This is a genomic window from Streptomyces sp. NPDC059582 (genome assembly GCF_042735715.1).
Taxonomy (GTDB): domain Bacteria; phylum Actinomycetota; class Actinomycetes; order Streptomycetales; family Streptomycetaceae; genus Streptomyces.
On the sequence record NZ_JBHWCC010000005.1, the window covers coordinates 88,635 to 105,605 of the forward strand.

General features: G+C 71.3%; 15 protein-coding genes and 1 tRNA gene. 13 read left to right on the plus strand and 3 right to left on the minus strand.

Annotation, left to right across the window (positions count from 1 at the left end; all coding sequences use genetic code 11):
• Nucleotide 1 precedes the first annotated feature (1 nt).
• On the minus strand, nt 2-355 hold the full coding sequence (locus ACFV0T_RS06940) for a GntR family transcriptional regulator (protein ID WP_385775278.1): 354 nt from the start codon (nt 353-355) through the stop codon (nt 2-4).
• Between the two features lie 361 nt (nt 356-716).
• Between ACFV0T_RS06940 and ACFV0T_RS06945 the strand changes: the two genes are divergently transcribed.
• The 7 genes from ACFV0T_RS06945 (at nt 717) to ACFV0T_RS06975 (ending at nt 5,173) form a co-directional block, all read left to right on the plus strand.
• Entirely contained in the window at nt 717-890 is a 174-nt protein-coding gene (locus ACFV0T_RS06945; protein WP_385775280.1) for a hypothetical protein, read from the plus strand.
• Nucleotides 887-1,105, plus strand: coding sequence for a hypothetical protein (locus tag ACFV0T_RS06950; RefSeq protein ID WP_385775282.1), 219 nt, complete (start codon nt 887-889; stop codon nt 1,103-1,105). Before ACFV0T_RS06945 ends, ACFV0T_RS06950 begins: the two co-directional genes overlap by 4 nt.
• A gap of 47 nt (nt 1,106-1,152) precedes the next feature.
• On the plus strand, nt 1,153-2,526 hold the full coding sequence (repSA, locus tag ACFV0T_RS06955; protein ID WP_385775531.1) for a replication initiator protein RepSA: 1,374 nt from the start codon (nt 1,153-1,155) through the stop codon (nt 2,524-2,526).
• On the plus strand, nt 2,526-2,738 hold the full coding sequence (locus tag ACFV0T_RS06960) for a helix-turn-helix domain-containing protein (protein WP_385775284.1): 213 nt from the start codon (nt 2,526-2,528) through the stop codon (nt 2,736-2,738). The genes repSA and ACFV0T_RS06960 overlap by 1 nt, the downstream gene beginning before the upstream one ends.
• Nucleotides 2,738-3,916 (plus strand): tyrosine-type recombinase/integrase, encoded by a 1,179-nt coding sequence (locus ACFV0T_RS06965; protein WP_385775286.1) that lies wholly within the window; start codon nt 2,738-2,740, stop codon nt 3,914-3,916. The genes ACFV0T_RS06960 and ACFV0T_RS06965 overlap by 1 nt, the downstream gene beginning before the upstream one ends.
• A gap of 6 nt (nt 3,917-3,922) precedes the next feature.
• Nucleotides 3,923-4,014, plus strand: a tRNA-Ser gene (locus tag ACFV0T_RS06970).
• A 286-nt stretch (nt 4,015-4,300) separates the two neighbouring features.
• Complete coding sequence (locus ACFV0T_RS06975; protein ID WP_385775288.1) at nt 4,301-5,173, plus strand: GNAT family N-acetyltransferase; 873 nt, start codon at nt 4,301-4,303, stop codon at nt 5,171-5,173.
• Nucleotides 5,174-5,445: 272 nt separating this feature from the next.
• Here the strand turns inward: ACFV0T_RS06975 and ACFV0T_RS06980 are convergent, their stop codons facing one another.
• Nucleotides 5,446-6,318, minus strand: a complete 873-nt coding sequence (locus ACFV0T_RS06980) for a bifunctional DNA primase/polymerase (RefSeq protein WP_385775290.1) — start codon at nt 6,316-6,318, stop codon at nt 5,446-5,448.
• A gap of 368 nt (nt 6,319-6,686) precedes the next feature.
• Here ACFV0T_RS06980 and ACFV0T_RS06985 point away from each other — a divergent pair, with 368 nt between their 5' ends.
• The 6 genes from ACFV0T_RS06985 (at nt 6,687) to ACFV0T_RS07010 (ending at nt 12,541) form a co-directional block, all read left to right on the plus strand.
• Nucleotides 6,687-7,001, plus strand: coding sequence for a hypothetical protein (locus ACFV0T_RS06985; protein ID WP_385775292.1), 315 nt, complete (start codon nt 6,687-6,689; stop codon nt 6,999-7,001).
• Between the two features lie 506 nt (nt 7,002-7,507).
• Nucleotides 7,508-8,440: a Zn-ribbon domain-containing OB-fold protein gene (locus tag ACFV0T_RS06990; protein WP_385775295.1), complete on the plus strand. Its 933-nt coding sequence runs from the start codon at nt 7,508-7,510 to the stop codon at nt 8,438-8,440.
• A 5-nt stretch (nt 8,441-8,445) separates the two neighbouring features.
• Entirely contained in the window at nt 8,446-8,841 is a 396-nt protein-coding gene (locus ACFV0T_RS06995; protein ID WP_385775534.1) for a MaoC family dehydratase, read from the plus strand.
• Nucleotides 8,838-10,004 carry a lipid-transfer protein gene (locus ACFV0T_RS07000; protein WP_385775297.1) on the plus strand — a complete coding sequence of 389 codons (1,167 nt, stop codon included), beginning with the start codon at nt 8,838-8,840 and terminating at the stop codon, nt 10,002-10,004. The genes ACFV0T_RS06995 and ACFV0T_RS07000 overlap by 4 nt, the downstream gene beginning before the upstream one ends.
• Nucleotides 10,005-10,152: 148 nt before the next feature.
• Nucleotides 10,153-10,746, plus strand: coding sequence for a SigE family RNA polymerase sigma factor (locus tag ACFV0T_RS07005; RefSeq protein ID WP_385775299.1), 594 nt, complete (start codon nt 10,153-10,155; stop codon nt 10,744-10,746).
• 136 nt (nt 10,747-10,882) lie between these two features.
• Entirely contained in the window at nt 10,883-12,541 is a 1,659-nt protein-coding gene (locus ACFV0T_RS07010) for a long-chain fatty acid--CoA ligase (protein ID WP_385775301.1), read from the plus strand.
• A 169-nt stretch (nt 12,542-12,710) separates the two neighbouring features.
• On the opposite strand, the gene ACFV0T_RS07015 is transcribed toward ACFV0T_RS07010, so the two are convergent.
• Nucleotides 12,711-16,871, minus strand: coding sequence for a PAS domain-containing protein (locus ACFV0T_RS07015; protein WP_385775303.1), 4,161 nt, complete (start codon nt 16,869-16,871; stop codon nt 12,711-12,713).
• Nucleotides 16,872-16,971: the final 100 nt, after the last annotated feature.

Genomic DNA, 16,971 nt, shown 5'->3' on the forward strand with positions numbered 1-16,971 from the left:
GTCAAGGACGCTCGCGAACCTGGGTCTCAAGGCGGTCGAGCCGCGAGTTAATCAGTTCCAGAGCGGCCTTGATCTCGCCGAGTTCATCGGCCATGGTGCTGGCCTCCTCCCACGAGTCCGCGAAGCCCGGATCGCTGGCGACGAAGGTCCCGCGCCCTTGCTGGCTCACGATGAGCTGTTCGCGTCGCAGGATGTCGAGCGCGTGGCGAATGGTCATCGGTGCAACGCCGTAGCGTTCAGCCATCTTGGCGTTTCCGTCGAGCCGCTGGCCAGCCTTGAGAGCTCCGGAGGCAATCCTCCGTCGGAGGTCGTCGGCCACCTGCTCGTAGGCGCTACGTGGGTCGTCCTGGCTCACCGTCACCTCCCCAGGTTACCTAAGTGACCTAAAGAAATCTGCCCCAGAGCCTTGCGCTTCAACTTGTTCTAACTAATCTAGATAACACAAGAGAAGCTAGATAAGTAGTGGCCCGGCTAAGCCCGGAGGACGGCGCCCTACCGCCAAGCAAGCCGCCGTCCTCCTTCGTCCCACGAAGGGAAGCCCCATCATGCCGTCCGTTCCTCTTCGGGTGCACGTCTCCCGTCAGCGGGCCTGCCCGGCCTGCGGTGAGGTGAAGTGCGCCAACCCGGCACAGTGCTTGTACTTCCTGACGTCCCGGCCGTGGGGCGACTGCCTCAAGTGCGAGGGCTCCGGCTGGGCAAGCGAGGACTCCGATCCGTTGGCGATCTTCTGCCGCTATTGCCTCGGCTCCGGCCTCGATGAGTACGGGCCGGGTGCGATCACGCCGGATCAGATCAGCGATGTCGCGAAGATGCGGCACGCCTCTCACGTCGCGCGCTTAACCGCGCTCGTGACCCAGTTCCCGGCCTGGCGGCTGGCGGTGACGGCATGAGCACCCGCCCGTCCTGCTATGACCTGCTTGACGCCGTTCCGCCTGCCTGCCCCGGCTGCCAGGCGCACGCTCCGGCCTGGCGCTGGGTCCGTATCGATGGCCTGCGCATCCTTACGCACGACGGTGACCTGATCTGCCCGAAGGACCGCAGCTTCGGATACGCCCCCGTCCCGGCTCCGCTGCCCGTGGTCGAGCCGCTGGCGGTGGCCGCGTGACGGTGTTCCCCGTCCCCCCGGAGGCCGTGGCCGGTGCTGCGGCCTCCATGGGCACCGACCCCCTGACCCTCGCCGATCTGCTGCGGGTTGCCAACTCCCCGGACTTCGACCGCTGGCAGGAGCAAGTACGCCGTACCGGAGGCTGCTCCCATCCGATCCGGCTTCAGGGCCAGACCGTGACCCGCGACCGCGCGACCGGTGACGTCCTGTACTCCTACAGCACCGAGAACGAGCCCGGTGGCATGCTCCGCGTCGCGTGCGGCAACCGGCGGGCCTCGCGCTGCCCGTCGTGCGCCTGGACGTATGCCGGGGACGTTTACCACCTGATCCGTGCCGGGATCACCGGTGACTTCCGGATGGGTATCTCCGGGGAGATTCGTCAGCATCCCGGCGTCTTCGCCACTCTCACCGCACCCTCGTTCGGCCCGGTCCACAACCGGCCCGCGTCCGGCCGCTGCCGCTGTGGGAGCTCCCACACGGACGGCGATCCCGTGCTCGGCACGGCCCTCGACCCGGTCCGGTACGACTACGCCGGTGCGGTGTTGTGGAACAACCATGCCGGTGACCTGTGGCGCCGGTTCACGATCTATCTGCGCCGTGAAGTCGCTGCACGTGCGGGCCTGTCCCAGACGGCCATGCGGGAGGTGTGCCGGGTCTCCTTCGGCAAGGTCGCCGAGTTCCAGAAACGCGGCGCCGTGCACTTCCACGCGGTGGTGCGGATGGACGGTCCGGACGGGCCTGACTCCCCTCCGCCGGCCTGGGCCACGGTTGCTCTCCTGGACGACGCGATCAGGGCGGCTGCCGCTCGGGTCACGGTGCCGCTGCCCGCGGGCGGAGACTTCCCGTCCCGCACCCTGCGGTGGGGCTCTCAGGTCGACGTCCAGCCGATCGGCAGCTTGGCCGGTGTTGAGCTGACGGACGGGGCGGTCGCTTCCTACGTCGCCAAGTACGCCACGAAGGCGGCCGAGACCACCGAGACCGTGGACCGCCGGATCGGGGAGCTCTCGGAACTCGACAAGCTGTCCCTGCCCGGGCATACCCGTCGGCTGATTGAAGCCTGCCGGGACCTGGACGACGCCTATCCGGACCGGATGCTGTGGCGCTGGGCCCACATGCTCGGCTTCCGGGGCCACTTCATGACCAAGTCCCGCGCCTACTCCACCACCCTGGGCGAGCGTCGCCAGGTCCGCGCCGACTACCGGGCCCGGCAGGAACGCCGTGAACGGGGGCTGCCGGAAGACCTCGATGACGCGGAGGGCTCCACGCTCGTGCTCGCGCACTGGGTCTACGCCGGGCAGGGCCACACGCCGGGAGAGTCCTGGCTGGCCGAATCGATCGCGAAGGAGATCCGACTGAACCGAGAGGCCGCACGCGAAGCCCTGGCCGACATGCCGGATCGCGAGACAGAGGGAGAGTGGTGATGGTCGACCGTCTACTGACGGTGCAGCAGGTCGCCGAACTCCTCGGCACCGGGGTGAGGTTCCCCCGGCGTCTGATCGAAGAGCGCCGGATCACCTTCGTGAAGGTCGGGCGTCACGTCCGCATCCCTGAGTGGGCTGTTGAGGCGTACGTGGCTGCCAACACCGTGCAACCGGTCGCTGTGGGGCCTGCGGGGCTTAGGAGGGCCGCCTAGTGGCGCCAAAGCGCAGATCTCGGCGGAACTTCGGCAGGGTCCGCAAGCTGCCTTCCGGCCGATATCAAGCCCGGTATCCGGGGCCTGACGGCGTACTCAGGCCTGCTGAAAGGACGTTCGCCACGACGGCGGACGCTGATCGCTGGCTGGCAAAGAAGCGCATCGAGATCGAAGGTGGCCGATGGCTCGACCCTGCCGAAGGGCAGACGATCTTACGGGACTGGGCCGCTCGCTGGCTGGCTGCGGTCTCTCCGCAGCTCAAGCACACGACCCAAGCGTCGTACCGGTCGCTGATCAACTCGGTGATCACTCCAACGCTCGGGGATCGCGAGTTGTCGAGCCTTCGGCCGATGACCGTGACCGAGTGGGTTGCCGGGATGCGGACCAAGGGACTCAGCGCCTCGCGCATCCGGCAGGCGTACCGCGTCCTGTCCCAGATCATGCAGTCTGCGGCCGACAATGACATGATCGCGCAGACTCCTTGCAGGGGAGTAAAGCTGCCCCGGATGCCGGAGACAGAGCCGCACATCGTCACGCCGCTCGAAGCGTCTCGGATCGTTGGAAACGCCGCGAAACCGCATGATCTGTTGATCGCGCTTCTCGCCTTCGCGGGCTTGCGCGTGGGAGAGGCCTTCGCCCTGCGACGCGTGGACATCGACGTGTCCGGCGGCTTCGTGCTCGTTGACGAGAACCTCGCCGAAGCCAACGGCGTTCTGGTCTTCGACACGCCCAAGTCCCATCAGAAGCGGCTCTTGCGCATCGCGCCTTCGCTCGTGCGGCGGCTTGCGGCGTACCTGGAGACCTTGCCCGGCGGTGATGACGCGCTGCTCTTCACCACGCTCGCGGGTAAACCCATGCGCTACAACCAATGGCGCAAGGCGTACTTCGATCCTGCGGTCGCGGCGGCCGGCCTCACGGATCTGACCCCGCACGATCTGCGGGCCTCGCACGGGACTTGGGTCGCAGACCGATACGGCGTGATGACGGCCGCTCACCGACTCGGCCACTCGAACGCGAGCGTCACCACACGGCACTACGCCCGTCCCGTCGCCGGACGCGATGACCAAGTGGCCGAAGCCTCGGATTCCTGGTTCAACGGACACGATCACGACCGAGGGGCACGTAGCGGGCACGACAGCGACAGCAGCGACTCGGCAGACGAGCCCCCACCCGTCTGACCTGCGGCGGAGGGCCTGACGCCTGGTGATCGGCGAAAGGTCTTGAAAACCGTCGTGGCAGCGATGTCACCGTGGGTTCAAATCCCACCACCTCCGCAGGTGTACGGCCTCTGACCAGGTAACTCGGTCAGGGGCCGTTCACGTGGGCGTTGCCTGTCGACGGCCGCTGTCCCCCCGCTGTTTCCCGACCGGGCGGGCCGCTGCCCGTAGCCTGACAAGCACCGAGCAGAGGCGATCCCCGGCTGGTCCTCGTCGGGCTCACGTGCCCAGGCGCAGGTCATCGGTTCAGTCCTGTCCGTCACCCACAGACCGAGGTCGCGGACGCCGCGAGTTGCTCGAAGAAGAACCACGGACGCACGCCGACAGCATGGGAAAACATGAAGCATGCGATCGGATGACTGGCACCTCACTGAAGACGTCGACGACTTCGTCGCCCGAGCCGGGGACTTCCTGTGCTCACGGCCCGCGCTGCACACCATGCCGCTGACGGTGACCGAGAAGCTGCGAACACGCGGGGCGGACGCATACGGTGCCCAAGCCCCCGTCCTCGGTCGACTGGAGCGAGCGGGCAAGGTCCGCGCCACCTTCTACCGTCTTCGTGGCCTGAGCCTCACTCCCCTCACCCCCGAGCACGCCGACACCCTCGCCGCCCACCTGGCCGCCCTCGGGCACTCCATTCCGCACGTCAGCGCGGACCACACCACCGCCACTGCTTTCGCCCAGGCGTGGCAGCGGCACACAGGCGCGGCGCCGACGCTCAGCAAGCGTCTCCGTCTGTACCGTCTCGACTCGCTCACCCCACCGGAGCCGCTCCCGGAGGGCCGGGGCCGAGTGGTGGGCGAGCAGGATCACGAGCAACTCGTTCGCTGGTGCGGTGAGTTCCTCGACACCGTCGGAGAAGTCCCCGGCGTGGACGCCGACTCGTGGGCCGATTCGCGCTTCGGTGACAAACACTTCACGTTCTGGGAGACCCCGGACGGCACTCCCGTCTCCATGGCGGGCTCGACGTCGATGGTCGGCCGCATGATCCGGGTGGACCCCGTCTACACCCCGGCCCGCCACCGGGGCCGCGGCTACGCGGGCGCGGTGACGGTCGAGGCGAGCAGGGCCGCGCTGGCCGCGGGCGCTACGGACGTCGTGCTCTTCGCGGACCCCGCCGACCCCACCAGCAACGCCCTCTACCGACGCATCGGATACGTACCGGTCACCGAATGGGCCGTGTACGACTTCTCAGCTCCCGCAGCAGAGGCTGGTTGAGAACTCCGGAGGGTTCCGTGACGGGCGCGGCGGTCACCGCCGCCGTCGGGGGACCGCACCGCCGACGCCTCGCCGGACTCCTTCGACGAAGGATCGCCGTACCCGTCCGCCGCTGATCCGGCGGACACGCGAGTCAGAACGCCACCGGGATGCCGGTGGCCGACACCGGTGACTGATTCCGGTGGTTCGATTCCGGTGGTTCGGTACCGGCCCCCTGTGCGCAGGCTCAGGTGTTCCGCCACTCTCGCGGGCCCTCTCCGGGGGCTCCTTCCTCACGGCGACGGTCGGTATGCCGTCAGCCGCGCGGCCGAGGCGATCGTGGCGCGGGCCTCGCGTTCGGTCAGTCCCGTGCCCAGGGCCGCGTCGACCAGGGGGCCCACGAGGTCGGGCCCGATGCCGTTCTCGTAGGCGCGGCAGGCGGCCCAGAACAGACGCGTGTTGCGCTGGCCCTCGTGCGCCGCCAGCACGAACTGGACCAGGCCCTGGCCGTGCCCGCCGGCCGAGGCGGGCGTGGGGTGGTGGGTACGGGCCGGGGGGAGCAGCAGGTGCAGCAGGGCGGGCGGGCAGGCCGCCGGGGCGAGGTGGGCTGAGCCCGGGGCGGTGCCGTAGACGCCGTGGTCGGTACGGGAGCCGGGGCCGACGAGGTAGCCGCCGGCGCCGCGGATGTCGATGCCGGGGGCGAGGCGGCCGGCGGAGTTGGGGACGACGACGTGCGGCGGTCCGGTCAGCCAGAGGTGGCGGCCTCCGCTGGGCGTCAGGACGACGACGGTGGCGGGGATCGTGAACAGGTGGCGCAGGGCCAGTTCGCGCAGAGCGGCCGGGGCGTCCGTGCCGGACTTGGTGTCGAGGTCGACGCCGATCAGGTGGTGTGGGGGCAGACCGCAGGCGATGCCGTAGCCGGTCGCCCAGGGTGCGGCGGCGAACAGTTCGCGGATGCGGGCCGGGTCGGTCGAGGCGTCGTACACGCCGTGACCGAAGCGGCCGCACTCGCCGTGGCAGGGCGGGGCGGTCGGGTCGGAGCGATGGGGGGAGCGCAGGGCCGGGAGCTTCGTCCGGGACAGGGGGAGGACGGCCAGGCCGCGTTCGGCGGCTGACAGGGCGTGTGCGAGGGCCAGCGTCGTGGCCTGCCGGTCGGTGGTGGCCATACCTCCATGTTCGTACGTACGTTCGAAAAAAGGAAGAGGGGCGGGCCTCGACACGCCGGGCTGGGGGAATTGGCTGGAAATGTGCCGGAACGCTTCACCTCTTGCGGTGCTTGACGACGAGCCGTCCGTACTGCCCTGACCTGCGAGGTTGAGGCGTGGAAGGTGGCGAAAGGGGTTTATCGACTTGTCATCACGCTTGGGGGCGAATAGTGGCTTCCGGGCTGGTTCGCCGGGGATTCGATGGGCAACTCTGATCTCGCGACGTCGTGCGCAACGCCGAGGCGATCGGCCAACCGCCTTGGAGAAAGCCGTACTTCAAGCACTTCCGGTCATGAGTCCGGGGGTGTCATCGGTTCTGGAGGAACAACATGGCAACCATCCGTACCGCCCGCGTTCTCGCCGCTGTCTCCGCCCTCCCGCTCGCGGCCGCCCTGTTCACCGGCGTCGCGGCGGCGGACGACGGCGCCTTCGCGGACGACGGATCGAACGCGGCCGCCGCGAGCATCGTCGGCAGCGGGGTCGGGCACGACAACAACGGCAACTCCTCGACCACGCAGCAGCAGGCGGTCGGTTCCGGCGCCTCGAACCAGAGCAATACCGCCCAGGTCGACGGGTCGGCGTTCACGGCCATCAATCAGGGCAACGAGAACATCGCCGTCAGCTTCGCGCCGCTGTCGTGGTGACCTGAGGAGACGGGTGGCCGGTGCGCCGGCCCCGCCCGCCCCTTGACTCCGTGCCGGGTGTGCTTCGTGGGGTGTGACACGCCTGTGCGGCGGTGCTTCGGCGTCGCCGCACAGGCGTTTTTCGTGCGCGGACGCAGCAGGGGCCAAGGGGCCAAGGGGCCAAGGGGTCAAGGGGCTAAAAGGCAAAGGGTAGGTCGGTGCATCGGCGCATCGGTGCGTCGGCGCCTTGGCGTCTCGGTGCTCCAGCGGCCGACCGCCTTGACACTGCAAGGTATCTGACGGACAGTCAGAAATCTTCGCGGAGATCGTGGGAACCCTCGCGGCGCTCGCGGTGTACCAGATATGTCAGCGCGAAGCGGCGCGGATCGATAAGGGCCATGAGGCCGTGCGGCCGGCGGCGGCGGTCGTGGGCGAGGCCACGGGGTGATGGGGCCTCGAGGTCATGGGCTCATGGGGCCATGGGGCCATGGGGAGTGAAAAGGGTCGACAGGGGGCGGTGGTGGGAGATGGGTGACGAGTTGGATGCGAGGCTGAAGGCGTACGAGGGCCTGAAGGCCGTGGTCGCCGGTGTCGGCAGGGATCCCGTCAACGCGCCGATGATCCGCCACTGGTGCGAAGCGATGGGCGACACCGGCGCGGCCTACGAGGGGCCCGATGCCGTCGCCCCGCCCACCATGCTCCAGGTGTGGACCATGGGCGGCCTGGCCGGCCACGCGGCCCGCACGGACCGCACGGCCCGCACGGGGGGTGCGGGGCGGACCGAGGCGTACGACGAGCTCCTCGCCCTGCTCGACGAGGCGGGCTGCACCTCGGTCGTGGCCACCGACTCCGAGCAGGAGTATCTGCGGCCCCTGCGCCCGGGGGACGAGATCACCTTCGACGTGGTGATCGAGTCGGTCTCGGCGCGGAAGACGACCAAGCTGGGCTCCGGGTACTTCGTCACGACCCGGATGGATGTGCGAGTGGGCGCCGAGCTCGCGGGCACCCACCGCTTCCGCATCCTCAAGTACGCTCCCGCGCGGCACAAACCGAAACCTCCCCGTCCCCGGCCGGTGGTCAACCGCGACAACGCCGGCTTCTGGGAGGGCGTGGCACAGCACCGTCTGCTCATCCAGCGCTGCACGGGCTGCGCGACCCTGCGCCACCCCTGGCTGCCGGGCTGCAACGCCTGCGGCTGCCCGGACTGGGACACGGTCGAGGCGGGCGGCGAGGGCACGGTCTACTCGTACGTGGTCATGCACCACCCGCCCTTCCCGGCCTTCGCCCCTCCCTACGCGGTCGCGCTGATCGAACTGACCGAGGGAGTGCGGATCGTCAGCAACGTGATCGGGGTGCCGTACGACAAGGTGCGGATAGGGATGCCGGTGCGGCTCGTATTCCATTCGTACGACGACGAGTTGGTGCTTCCTGTCTTCAAGGCCGAGGAGGTGGCCGCATGAAGGCGATGACCGCGGGTGAGGCGCTGCCGCCGCTGGAGATCGAGATCACCCGCACGCTGATCGTCGCCGGGGCCCTCGCCTCCCGCGACTACCAGGACGTCCACCACGATCCCGAGCTGGCCCGCGGCAAGGGCTCCCCCGACATCTTCATGAACATCCTCACCACCAACGGCCTGGTCGGGAGGTACATCACCGACCACTTCGGCCCCACGGCGGTGCTCCGTAAGGTGGCCATCAGACTCGGGGCGCCCAACTATCCCGGTGACACGATGGTGTTGACCGGCACGGTGGCGGAGGTCGACGGCGACACCGTCACGGTCCGGGTGGTCGGGGCGAACGGCGTCGGCCGCCATGTGACCGGCACGGTGACGCTCACCGTCGCGCGGGGAGGCGCGCGATGAGCGTACGGAAGCGGGACACGCTGGGCGGGCGGGCGGCGATCGTCGGCATCGGGGCCACGGAGTTCTCCAAGGACTCGGGGCGCAGCGAGCTGCGGCTGGCCGCGGAGGCGGTCCGGGCGGCGCTGGCTGACGCGGGGCTGACGCCGGCCGACGTGGACGGGCTGGTCACGTTCACGATGGACACCAACCCGGAGATCACCGTGGCCCAGGCCTGCGGGATGGGCGAGCTGTCCTTCTTCTCCCGGGTGCACTACGGCGGCGGGGCGGCCTGCGCGACCGTCCAGCAGGCGGCACTGGCGGTGGCGACGGGGGTCGCCGAGGTGGTGGTCTGTTACCGCGCCTTCAACGAGCGGTCGGGGCGTCGATTCGGCTCGGGGGTCCAGCACCGGGAGCCGTCGGCGGAGGGCACGGGCCTCGGCTGGTCCCTGCCGTTCGGGCTGCTCACCCCGGCCTCCTGGGTGGCGATGGCGGCCCAGCGCTATCTGCACACCTACGGGCTGACCCCGGAGGCCTTCGGACACGTGGCCGTGGTGGACCGGAGGTACGCGGCGACCAACCCGGCGGCGTACTTCCACGGCAGACCCATCACCCTCGCCGACCACGCGGCCTCCCGTTGGATCGTCGAGCCGCTGCGGCTGCTGGACTGCTGCCAGGAGACGGACGGCGGGCAGGCGGTCGTGGTCACCTCCGTGGAGCGGGCCCGCGACCTGCCGCATCCGCCGGCCGTCGTCGCGGCGGCCGCCCAGGGCGCCGGTCGCGCACAGGAGCAGATGACCAGCTTCTACCGGGACGATCTGACGGGGCTGCCGGAGATGGGTGTGGTGGCCCGCCAGCTGTGGCGGACGTCCGGACTCACGCCGGCCGACATCGACGTGGCGATCCTGTACGACCACTTCACCCCGTTCGTGCTGATGCAGCTGGAGGAGTTCGGCTTCTGCGCGCCGGGAGAGGCCGCGGACTTCGTCGCCGGGGAGCGGCTCCCGATCAACACCCATGGCGGCCAGCTCGGGGAGGCGTACCTCCACGGGATGAACGGCGTTGCCGAGGCGGTACGGCAGCTGCGCGGCACGTCCGTGAACCCCATATCCGGGGCGGGGCGGGTCCTGGTGACGGCGGGGACGGGGGTGCCGACCTCGGGCCTGGTCCTCGCGGCGGACGGTTGAGCCCCCCAGGGGTAATCCCGCAGGAGACCCCGGCCGCTCATCCACCTTCAGGAGGTGGAGCCTGCCCCACCCCTACAACCTGAGGCGGACTCCGCTGCGGGACCTGCGGCCGATCCGCCGGAGCGGGGGTCGCTCATAGCGTGGAGTCATGACCACACCCGTCTGCACCAGCGCCTCGAAAGCCGCTGCACCAGTGAGGCAGACCCTCCCGCCGTCTCGTCTTCGCTCGGCCGGGGGGACCTCCACCTACCCGTCGTTCTCGTCGTACGTGAGGGCCCGCCAGCCGGTGCTGCTGCGGACCGCCCGGTCGCTGACCGCGAACCCGAGCGACGCCGAGGACCTGTTGCAGACCGCGCTGGCCAAGACGTACGTCGCCTGGGAGCGGATCGAGGACCATCGCGCGCTCGACGGGTACGTGCGCCGGGCGCTGGTGAACACGCGCACCTCGCAGTGGCGCAAGCGCAGGGTCGACGAGTTCTCGTGCGAGGAGCTGCCCGAGCCGGAGACCGCGCACGGCGGGGACGACCCCGCCGAGCAGCAGGCACTGCACGACGCGATGTGGCGGGCGGTCATGAAGCTGCCGGACCGTCAGCGGGCGATGGTGGTGCTGCGGTACTACGAGGACCTGAGCGAGGTCCAGACGGCGGAGGTGCTCGGGGTCTCGGTCGGCACGGTGAAGTCGGCGGTGTCGCGGGCGCTCGGGAAGCTGCGCGAGGATCCCGAGCTGGTGCTCGTGCGCTAGGGGGCCGGGCTCGGGGGACGTCGGGTCCCCGACCGATGTGATCGATCGTCCGGACCTAGTGACATACCGCGCGGTATGTGCGCAGAATCAGCGCAACCGTTACCACCGCGTAGGCAATGTCGCCCGGGAGGACGCCGTGCTGAGCACGATGCAGGACGTACCGCTGCTGATCTCGAGGATCCTGAACCACGGGTCGACGATCCACGGCGCATCACAGGTGACCACCTGGACCGGTGAGGGAGAGCCCGAGCGCCGCTCCTACGCCGAGATCGGCGTCCGCGCGGCCCAGTTGGCGCACGCCCTGCGCGACGACCTCGGAGTCGCGGACGACGATCGGGTGGCCACGCTCATGTGGAACAACTCGGACCACGTCGAGGCGTACTTCGCGATTCCCTCCATGGGCGCGGTCCTGCACACCCTCAACCTCCGGCTGCCCGCGGAACAGTTGGTCTGGATCGTGAACCACGCGGCCGACAGGGTCGTGATCGCCAACGGTTCGCTGCTTCCGCTGCTGGCCCCGCTGCTGCCGCAGCTCGGGACGATAGAGCACGTCGTCGTCTCGGGTCCGGGTGACCGTTCGCTGCTCGCGGGCGCGACGTCCGTCCAGGTGCATGAGTACGAGGACCTGATCGCGGGGAAGCCGACCGCGTACGACTGGCCGGAGCTGGACGAACGCCAGGCGGCCGCCATGTGTTACACCTCCGGCACCACGGGCGACCCCAAGGGCGTGGTGTACAGCCACCGTTCGATCTACCTGCACTCCATGCAGGTCAACATGACCCAGTCCATGGGGCTGACCGACCAGGACACCTCGCTGGTCGTGGTGCCGCAGTTCCACGTCAACGCCTGGGGCCTGCCGCACGCGACCTTCATGACGGGGGTGAACCTGCTGATGCCCGACCGGTTCCTCCAGCCCGCGCCGCTCGCCGAGATGATCGAGTCCGAGCGTCCCACGCACGCGGCCGCCGTCCCCACCATCTGGCAGGGCCTGCTCGGCGAGCTGACCGCCAAGCCCCGTGACGTCGGTTCCCTCACCCAGGTCACCATCGGCGGCTCGGCCTGCCCGCCCTCCCTCATGGAGGCCTTCGACAAGCTGGGCATGCGGGTCTGCCACGCCTGGGGCATGACGGAGACGTCCCCGCTCGGCACGGTCGCCCGTCCGCCGGCCCACGCGGTCGGCACGGCGGAGGAGTTCGCGTACCGGCTCACCCAGGGCCGGTTCCCGGCTGGAGTCGAGGCCCGCCTGAGCGGTCCGGGCGGCGAACGTCTGCCCTGGGACGGCGAGTCCGCGGGCGAACTGGAGGTGCGCGGCCCCTGGATCGCCGGCGCCTACTACAACGGCCCCGGCGTCGAACCGCTGCGCCCCGACGACAAGTTCAGCGCGGACGGCTGGCTCAAGACGGGCGACGTGGGCACCATCAGCGCGGACGGTTTCCTGACCCTCACCGACCGTGCCAAGGACGTCATCAAGTCCGGCGGCGAGTGGATCTCCTCCGTCGACCTGGAGAACGCCCTGATGTCCCACCCGGACATCGCCGAGGCCGCCGTCGTCGCCGTCCCGGACGACAGGTGGGGCGAGCGTCCGCTGGCCACCGTGGTGCTGAGGGAGGGCTCCGTCGCCGACTTCGACGCGCTGCGCGGCTTCCTCGCCGACGAGGCCGGAATCGCCAGGTGGCAGCTGCCCGAGCGCTGGACGATCATCGGGGCGGTGCCCAAGACCAGCGTCGGCAAGTTCGACAAGAAGGTGCTGCGCAGGCAGTACGCGGCCGGGGAACTGGACGTCACCAAGCTCTGACCGGCACCGACCACGCCCGACTGTCCCCGACCGCGTCCGACCGGCCTCGGCCGGCTCCGATCGGGGACACGGCACGTATCACCGGCACGCGCCCACCTCGCCGCCGTACGACGTCAGCGTCAGCTCACGCCCGTACGGCGGTCGGTCGTCCAGGACAGTCCTGACAGTCCTAGTTGGTGCCGATGCGCGAGAGCAGGTCGACGATCCGGCCCTGCACCTCGGCGGTGGTGGACCGTTCCGCGAGGAACAGCACCGTCTCGCCCGAGGCGAGGCGCGGCAGGTCGGCCGGGCCGACGGCGGCGGTGTAGACGACGAGCGGGGTGCGGTTGAGCTGTCCGTTCGCGCGCAGCCAGTCCACGATCCCGGCCTGCCGCCGGTGTACCTGGAGCAGGTCCATCACGACCAGGTTCGGCCGGAACTGTCCCGCCAGCGCCACCGCGTCACCGTCGCTCGCCGCCCGCGCGACCTGCATCCCGCGCCGCTCCAGCGTCGAGGTCAGCGCCAGCGCGATCTCCGCGTGCTCCTCGATGAGCAGGACGCGCGGCGGATGCTGCTCACTGTCACGCGGCGCGAGCGCCTTCAGCAGTACGGCGGGATCGGCGCCGTACGCCGCCTCGCGCGTCGCCTGCCCGAGCCCCGCCGTGACCAGCACCGGCACCTCGGCGGCCACGGCGGCCTGGCGCAGCGACTGGAGTGCGGTGCGCGTGATCGGTCCGGTCAGCGGATCGACGAACAGCGCGGCGGGGAACGCGGCGATCTGCGCGTTCACCTCCTCGCGCGAGTGCACGATCACGGGCCGGTAGCCGCGGTCGCTCAGCGCCTGCTGGGTGGCGACGTCCGGGGCCGGCCAGACCAGCAGCCGGCGCGGGTTGTCCAGCGGCTCCGGCGGCAACTCGTCGTCCATCGGCTGCGGCCGTGGCATGTCCGCGACCTCCACCGCTCCGCCCGGACCGTCCAGCGGCTCGGGACCTTCGGCGGCGTTCTCGTCCGGTGCTCCTATGGCGTACGACCGTCCGGCGCCCTCGGTGGTCGGCACCAGCCGGGACTGTCCGGCGAGCGACGGCTGCGCGACGGCGGGCTGCGCCGCGGGCGCCTGGGGCGCGGCGTTCTGGGGTGCGGCCGTCCGGGACGCCTGCGCCTGCTCGGCCGACGGGTGCGGCCGGGCCGTCTGTTCCGGGCGTGCGGCCGGGTCGGGCGGTGTGCCCAGCTTGCGCCGTCGGCCGGAAGCCGCCGCCCCGTGCGGGGGCGGAGTGGCGCCCGCCGACGGCTGCTGCACCTGCGCCGCCTGTCGCGTGAACGGCACGCCCTGCCCCAGCGTCCGCACGCTGATCGCCCGTCCCTGCGTCGAGTTCGGGTCGACCGGCGCAGGCGCCGGCGTCTGCGCGGCCTCGGCGGGCAGCGGCTGTGCCGCCCGCGGCTGCGCGGGCGCGCTCTCCGGCGGCAGCGGGGTGCCGGTCGCCGGGGTGGCGGCAGGCGCGGGCCGCTGGGCGGCCGGGTCGGGCGCCGGGGGCTGGAGCTGGGGCGCGAGGCCGCCGTTCGGCGGCACGGACGCGACGGTCCCGGCGTCGGGAGTGGCGGCGTCGCCGCTGGGCCACGGCTGCGGGACGGGAGTGCCGACGCCAGGGGTTCTCTGACCGGGGAGCGCCTCCGCGGGAAGCGGCTGGGCGGCGGCGGGCCGGGCGGCTACGGGCTGCTGCCCTTGGGGCACCTGCGCCGGAATCGCGGTCCCGGGTGTCTCGGCGGCCTCCGCCGACTGGCCGACGGCCCGTCGACGGCGGCCGGTCGGCGCGTTCGTGGGGTGCGGCTGCGGCGGGGTGTGGTCGTCGGACTGGCCGTGGGGCACGGCGTCGTGCCGGCCGTGGTCGATCAGGGCGTCACCGGCCGGACCGGGCGCGGGTACGGAAGGGGACGCGGGCACGGGCGCCTGAGCCGGGACGGGGGCCGCCTGTCCCGCTGCTCCCGTGCCGTCGGGCGAGCGGTCCGCCTCGGCCGGCGGGAGGGCGAAGACCGTACGCGGTGCGGCCTCCTGCGCGGCGGCGCGTTCCGTCGCGGCGGCCAGAGCACGCCGACGGCGCCCGGTCGGCTCCGAGTCGTCGGAGGCCATGTCGCCCGCGTCGGCGGGCTGCGCCGGGGCCGACGCCACGGGCAGCGCGGGCGGCAACGCGTGCTGTTCGTCGGCGCCGCGTCGCGCGCGCCGACCGGTCGGCGCGGGCACACCCTGCGGCGGAACCGTCCCGCCCAGACCCGTTCCCGCAGCCGCGGTCCCCGAGGAGTTCTCCCCGGCCATGACGACGGCGCCTTCGGCGGCCCCCGGGCCCGCGCCCGCGGCCGCGGCCGCGATCTCGGCCGGCCGGCCGCGTCGCCGCCCGGTACCGCCGGAGACCTCCCCGGCGTCGGCGGCCGCGACCGCCGCTTCCTCGGCGGCCGCACGCCTCCGCCGCCGTCCGGTCGGCGACGCGCCCTCCGCATCACCGCCACCGGACTCGCCCGGATCCTCACTCTCCAGGAAGGCGTCCACGGAGGACCGGCGGGCCCGCCGCCCCCGCCCGCCGCCCGATCCCTGCCCGTCCCCGGCCTCGTCCGCCGAGGCGGCGGACTCCAGGGCGAGACCCGGTCCCGGACCCTGCCCGAGCTCCAGCGCCTGAGAGGGCACGGCGGCCATCGCGCCGGCCCCGCCGCCGAGCGGAACCTCGAGGACGTACGCGCTGCCGCTCATCCCCGGCACTTCGTGCGTCTGGAGCACACCGCCGTGGGCGCGCACGATCCCACGCACGATCGGCTCGTGCACCGGGTCGCCCCCGGCGTACGGCCCGCGCACCTCGATGCGTACGACCTCGCCGCGCTGCGCCGCCGCCACGACGACGGTGTTGTCCATGTAACCGCCCGCCGACACGGGCGCGTTGCCGGTGGCATCGACACCGGCGACGTCCGCGACCAGATGCGCGAGCGCGGTCGCGAGGAGCCGCGCGTCGACCTCGGCCTCGATGGGCGGCGCGTGCACGGCGAACTGCACACGGCCGGGCCCGATCAGTTCGACGGCCCCGTCGACACCGGCGGCGACGACGGCGTCGAGCATGACGTTCGTGCGGGTGACGGTCTCGGTCCCGGCGTCGAGCAGCTGGAAGCCGAGGACGTTGTCGATCAGGGTGGTGATCCGCGAGTAGCCCGCCGACAGGTGGTGGAGCACCTGGTTGGCCTCGGGCCACAGCTGCCCGGCGTCGTCCGCGGCGAGTGCGGCCAGCTCGCGGCGCAGCTCGTCCAGGGGCCCGCGCAGCGACTGTCCCAGCAGGGTGAGCAGCTGATCGTGCCGTGCGGCGAGGGCCTCGTACCGGTCCTTCTCCCGCTCGCCGAGCGCGGCGTAGCGCTCCTCGCCGGCCGCGAGCTCCTCCTCGTGCTGCTCGCGCAGCTCCTCCAGCTCGGCGACGTGCTGCTGGCGCAGGGCGGTGAGATCGGAGGCGTGGTCCTCGGAGAGCCGCTCCAGCTCGTCCGCGTGCCGCTTGTCGGCGGTCTGCTTCTCCTCGGCGAGGCTGTCGAACTGCCGCCGGTCGTTGAAGGTCATCACGGCGCCGACGAGCTGGTCGCCGTCGCGCACCGGCGCGGTGGTCAGGTCGACCGACACCTTGTCGCCGCTCTTGGACCACAGCACCTGCCCGCGCACCCGGTGCTTGCGCCCGGAGCGCAGGGTGTCGGCGAGCGCCGACTCCTCGTACGGGAACGAGGAGCCGTCGACCCGGGAGTGCAGCACCAGGTCGTGCAGTTCCTTGCCGCCGAGGTCGCTGGCCCGGTAGCCCAGGATCTGGGCGGCGGCCGGGTTGACGAGCACGATCCGCCCGTCGGTGTCGGTCCCGACGACACCCTCGGACGCGGCCCGCAGGATCATCTCGGTCTGCCGCTGCGAACGCGCCAGCTCGGCCTCGGTGTCGACGGTGCCGGACAGATCGCGTACGACGAGCATCAGCAGCTCGTCGCCGGTGTAGCCGTAACCGTCGTAGGCCTGCTGTCCGTTCTCGAGGTTGGCGCTGGTGACCTCGACCGGGAACTCGACCCCGTCCGTCCGCCGGGCGATCATGCGGGTGGGCTTGGTCCGTCCGACCGGGTCCATGTGGTCGGGGCGCCGCATGGAGCCCGGGATCAGCTTGGAGTCGAACTGCGGCAGCAGATCGAGCAGCCCGCGCCCGACGAGGGCGGTGCCCGGCGCCTCGAAGGCCTCCAGGGCGATGGTGTTGGCGTTGACGACCGTCCCGTTGGCGTTGACCAGCACCAACGCATCGGGCAGCGCGTCCAGTATGGCTGCGAGGCGAGCAGCGCCTCGGGATGGCCTGCTGCTCACGAGACGCTTCCTCCCTGTTACCGCACCTTGCCGACCGCTCGGGCCATCTTGCCAACCTGCCCGCAACGTGTCACGCGAGGGAGTCTAAGGGCTCAGGTCG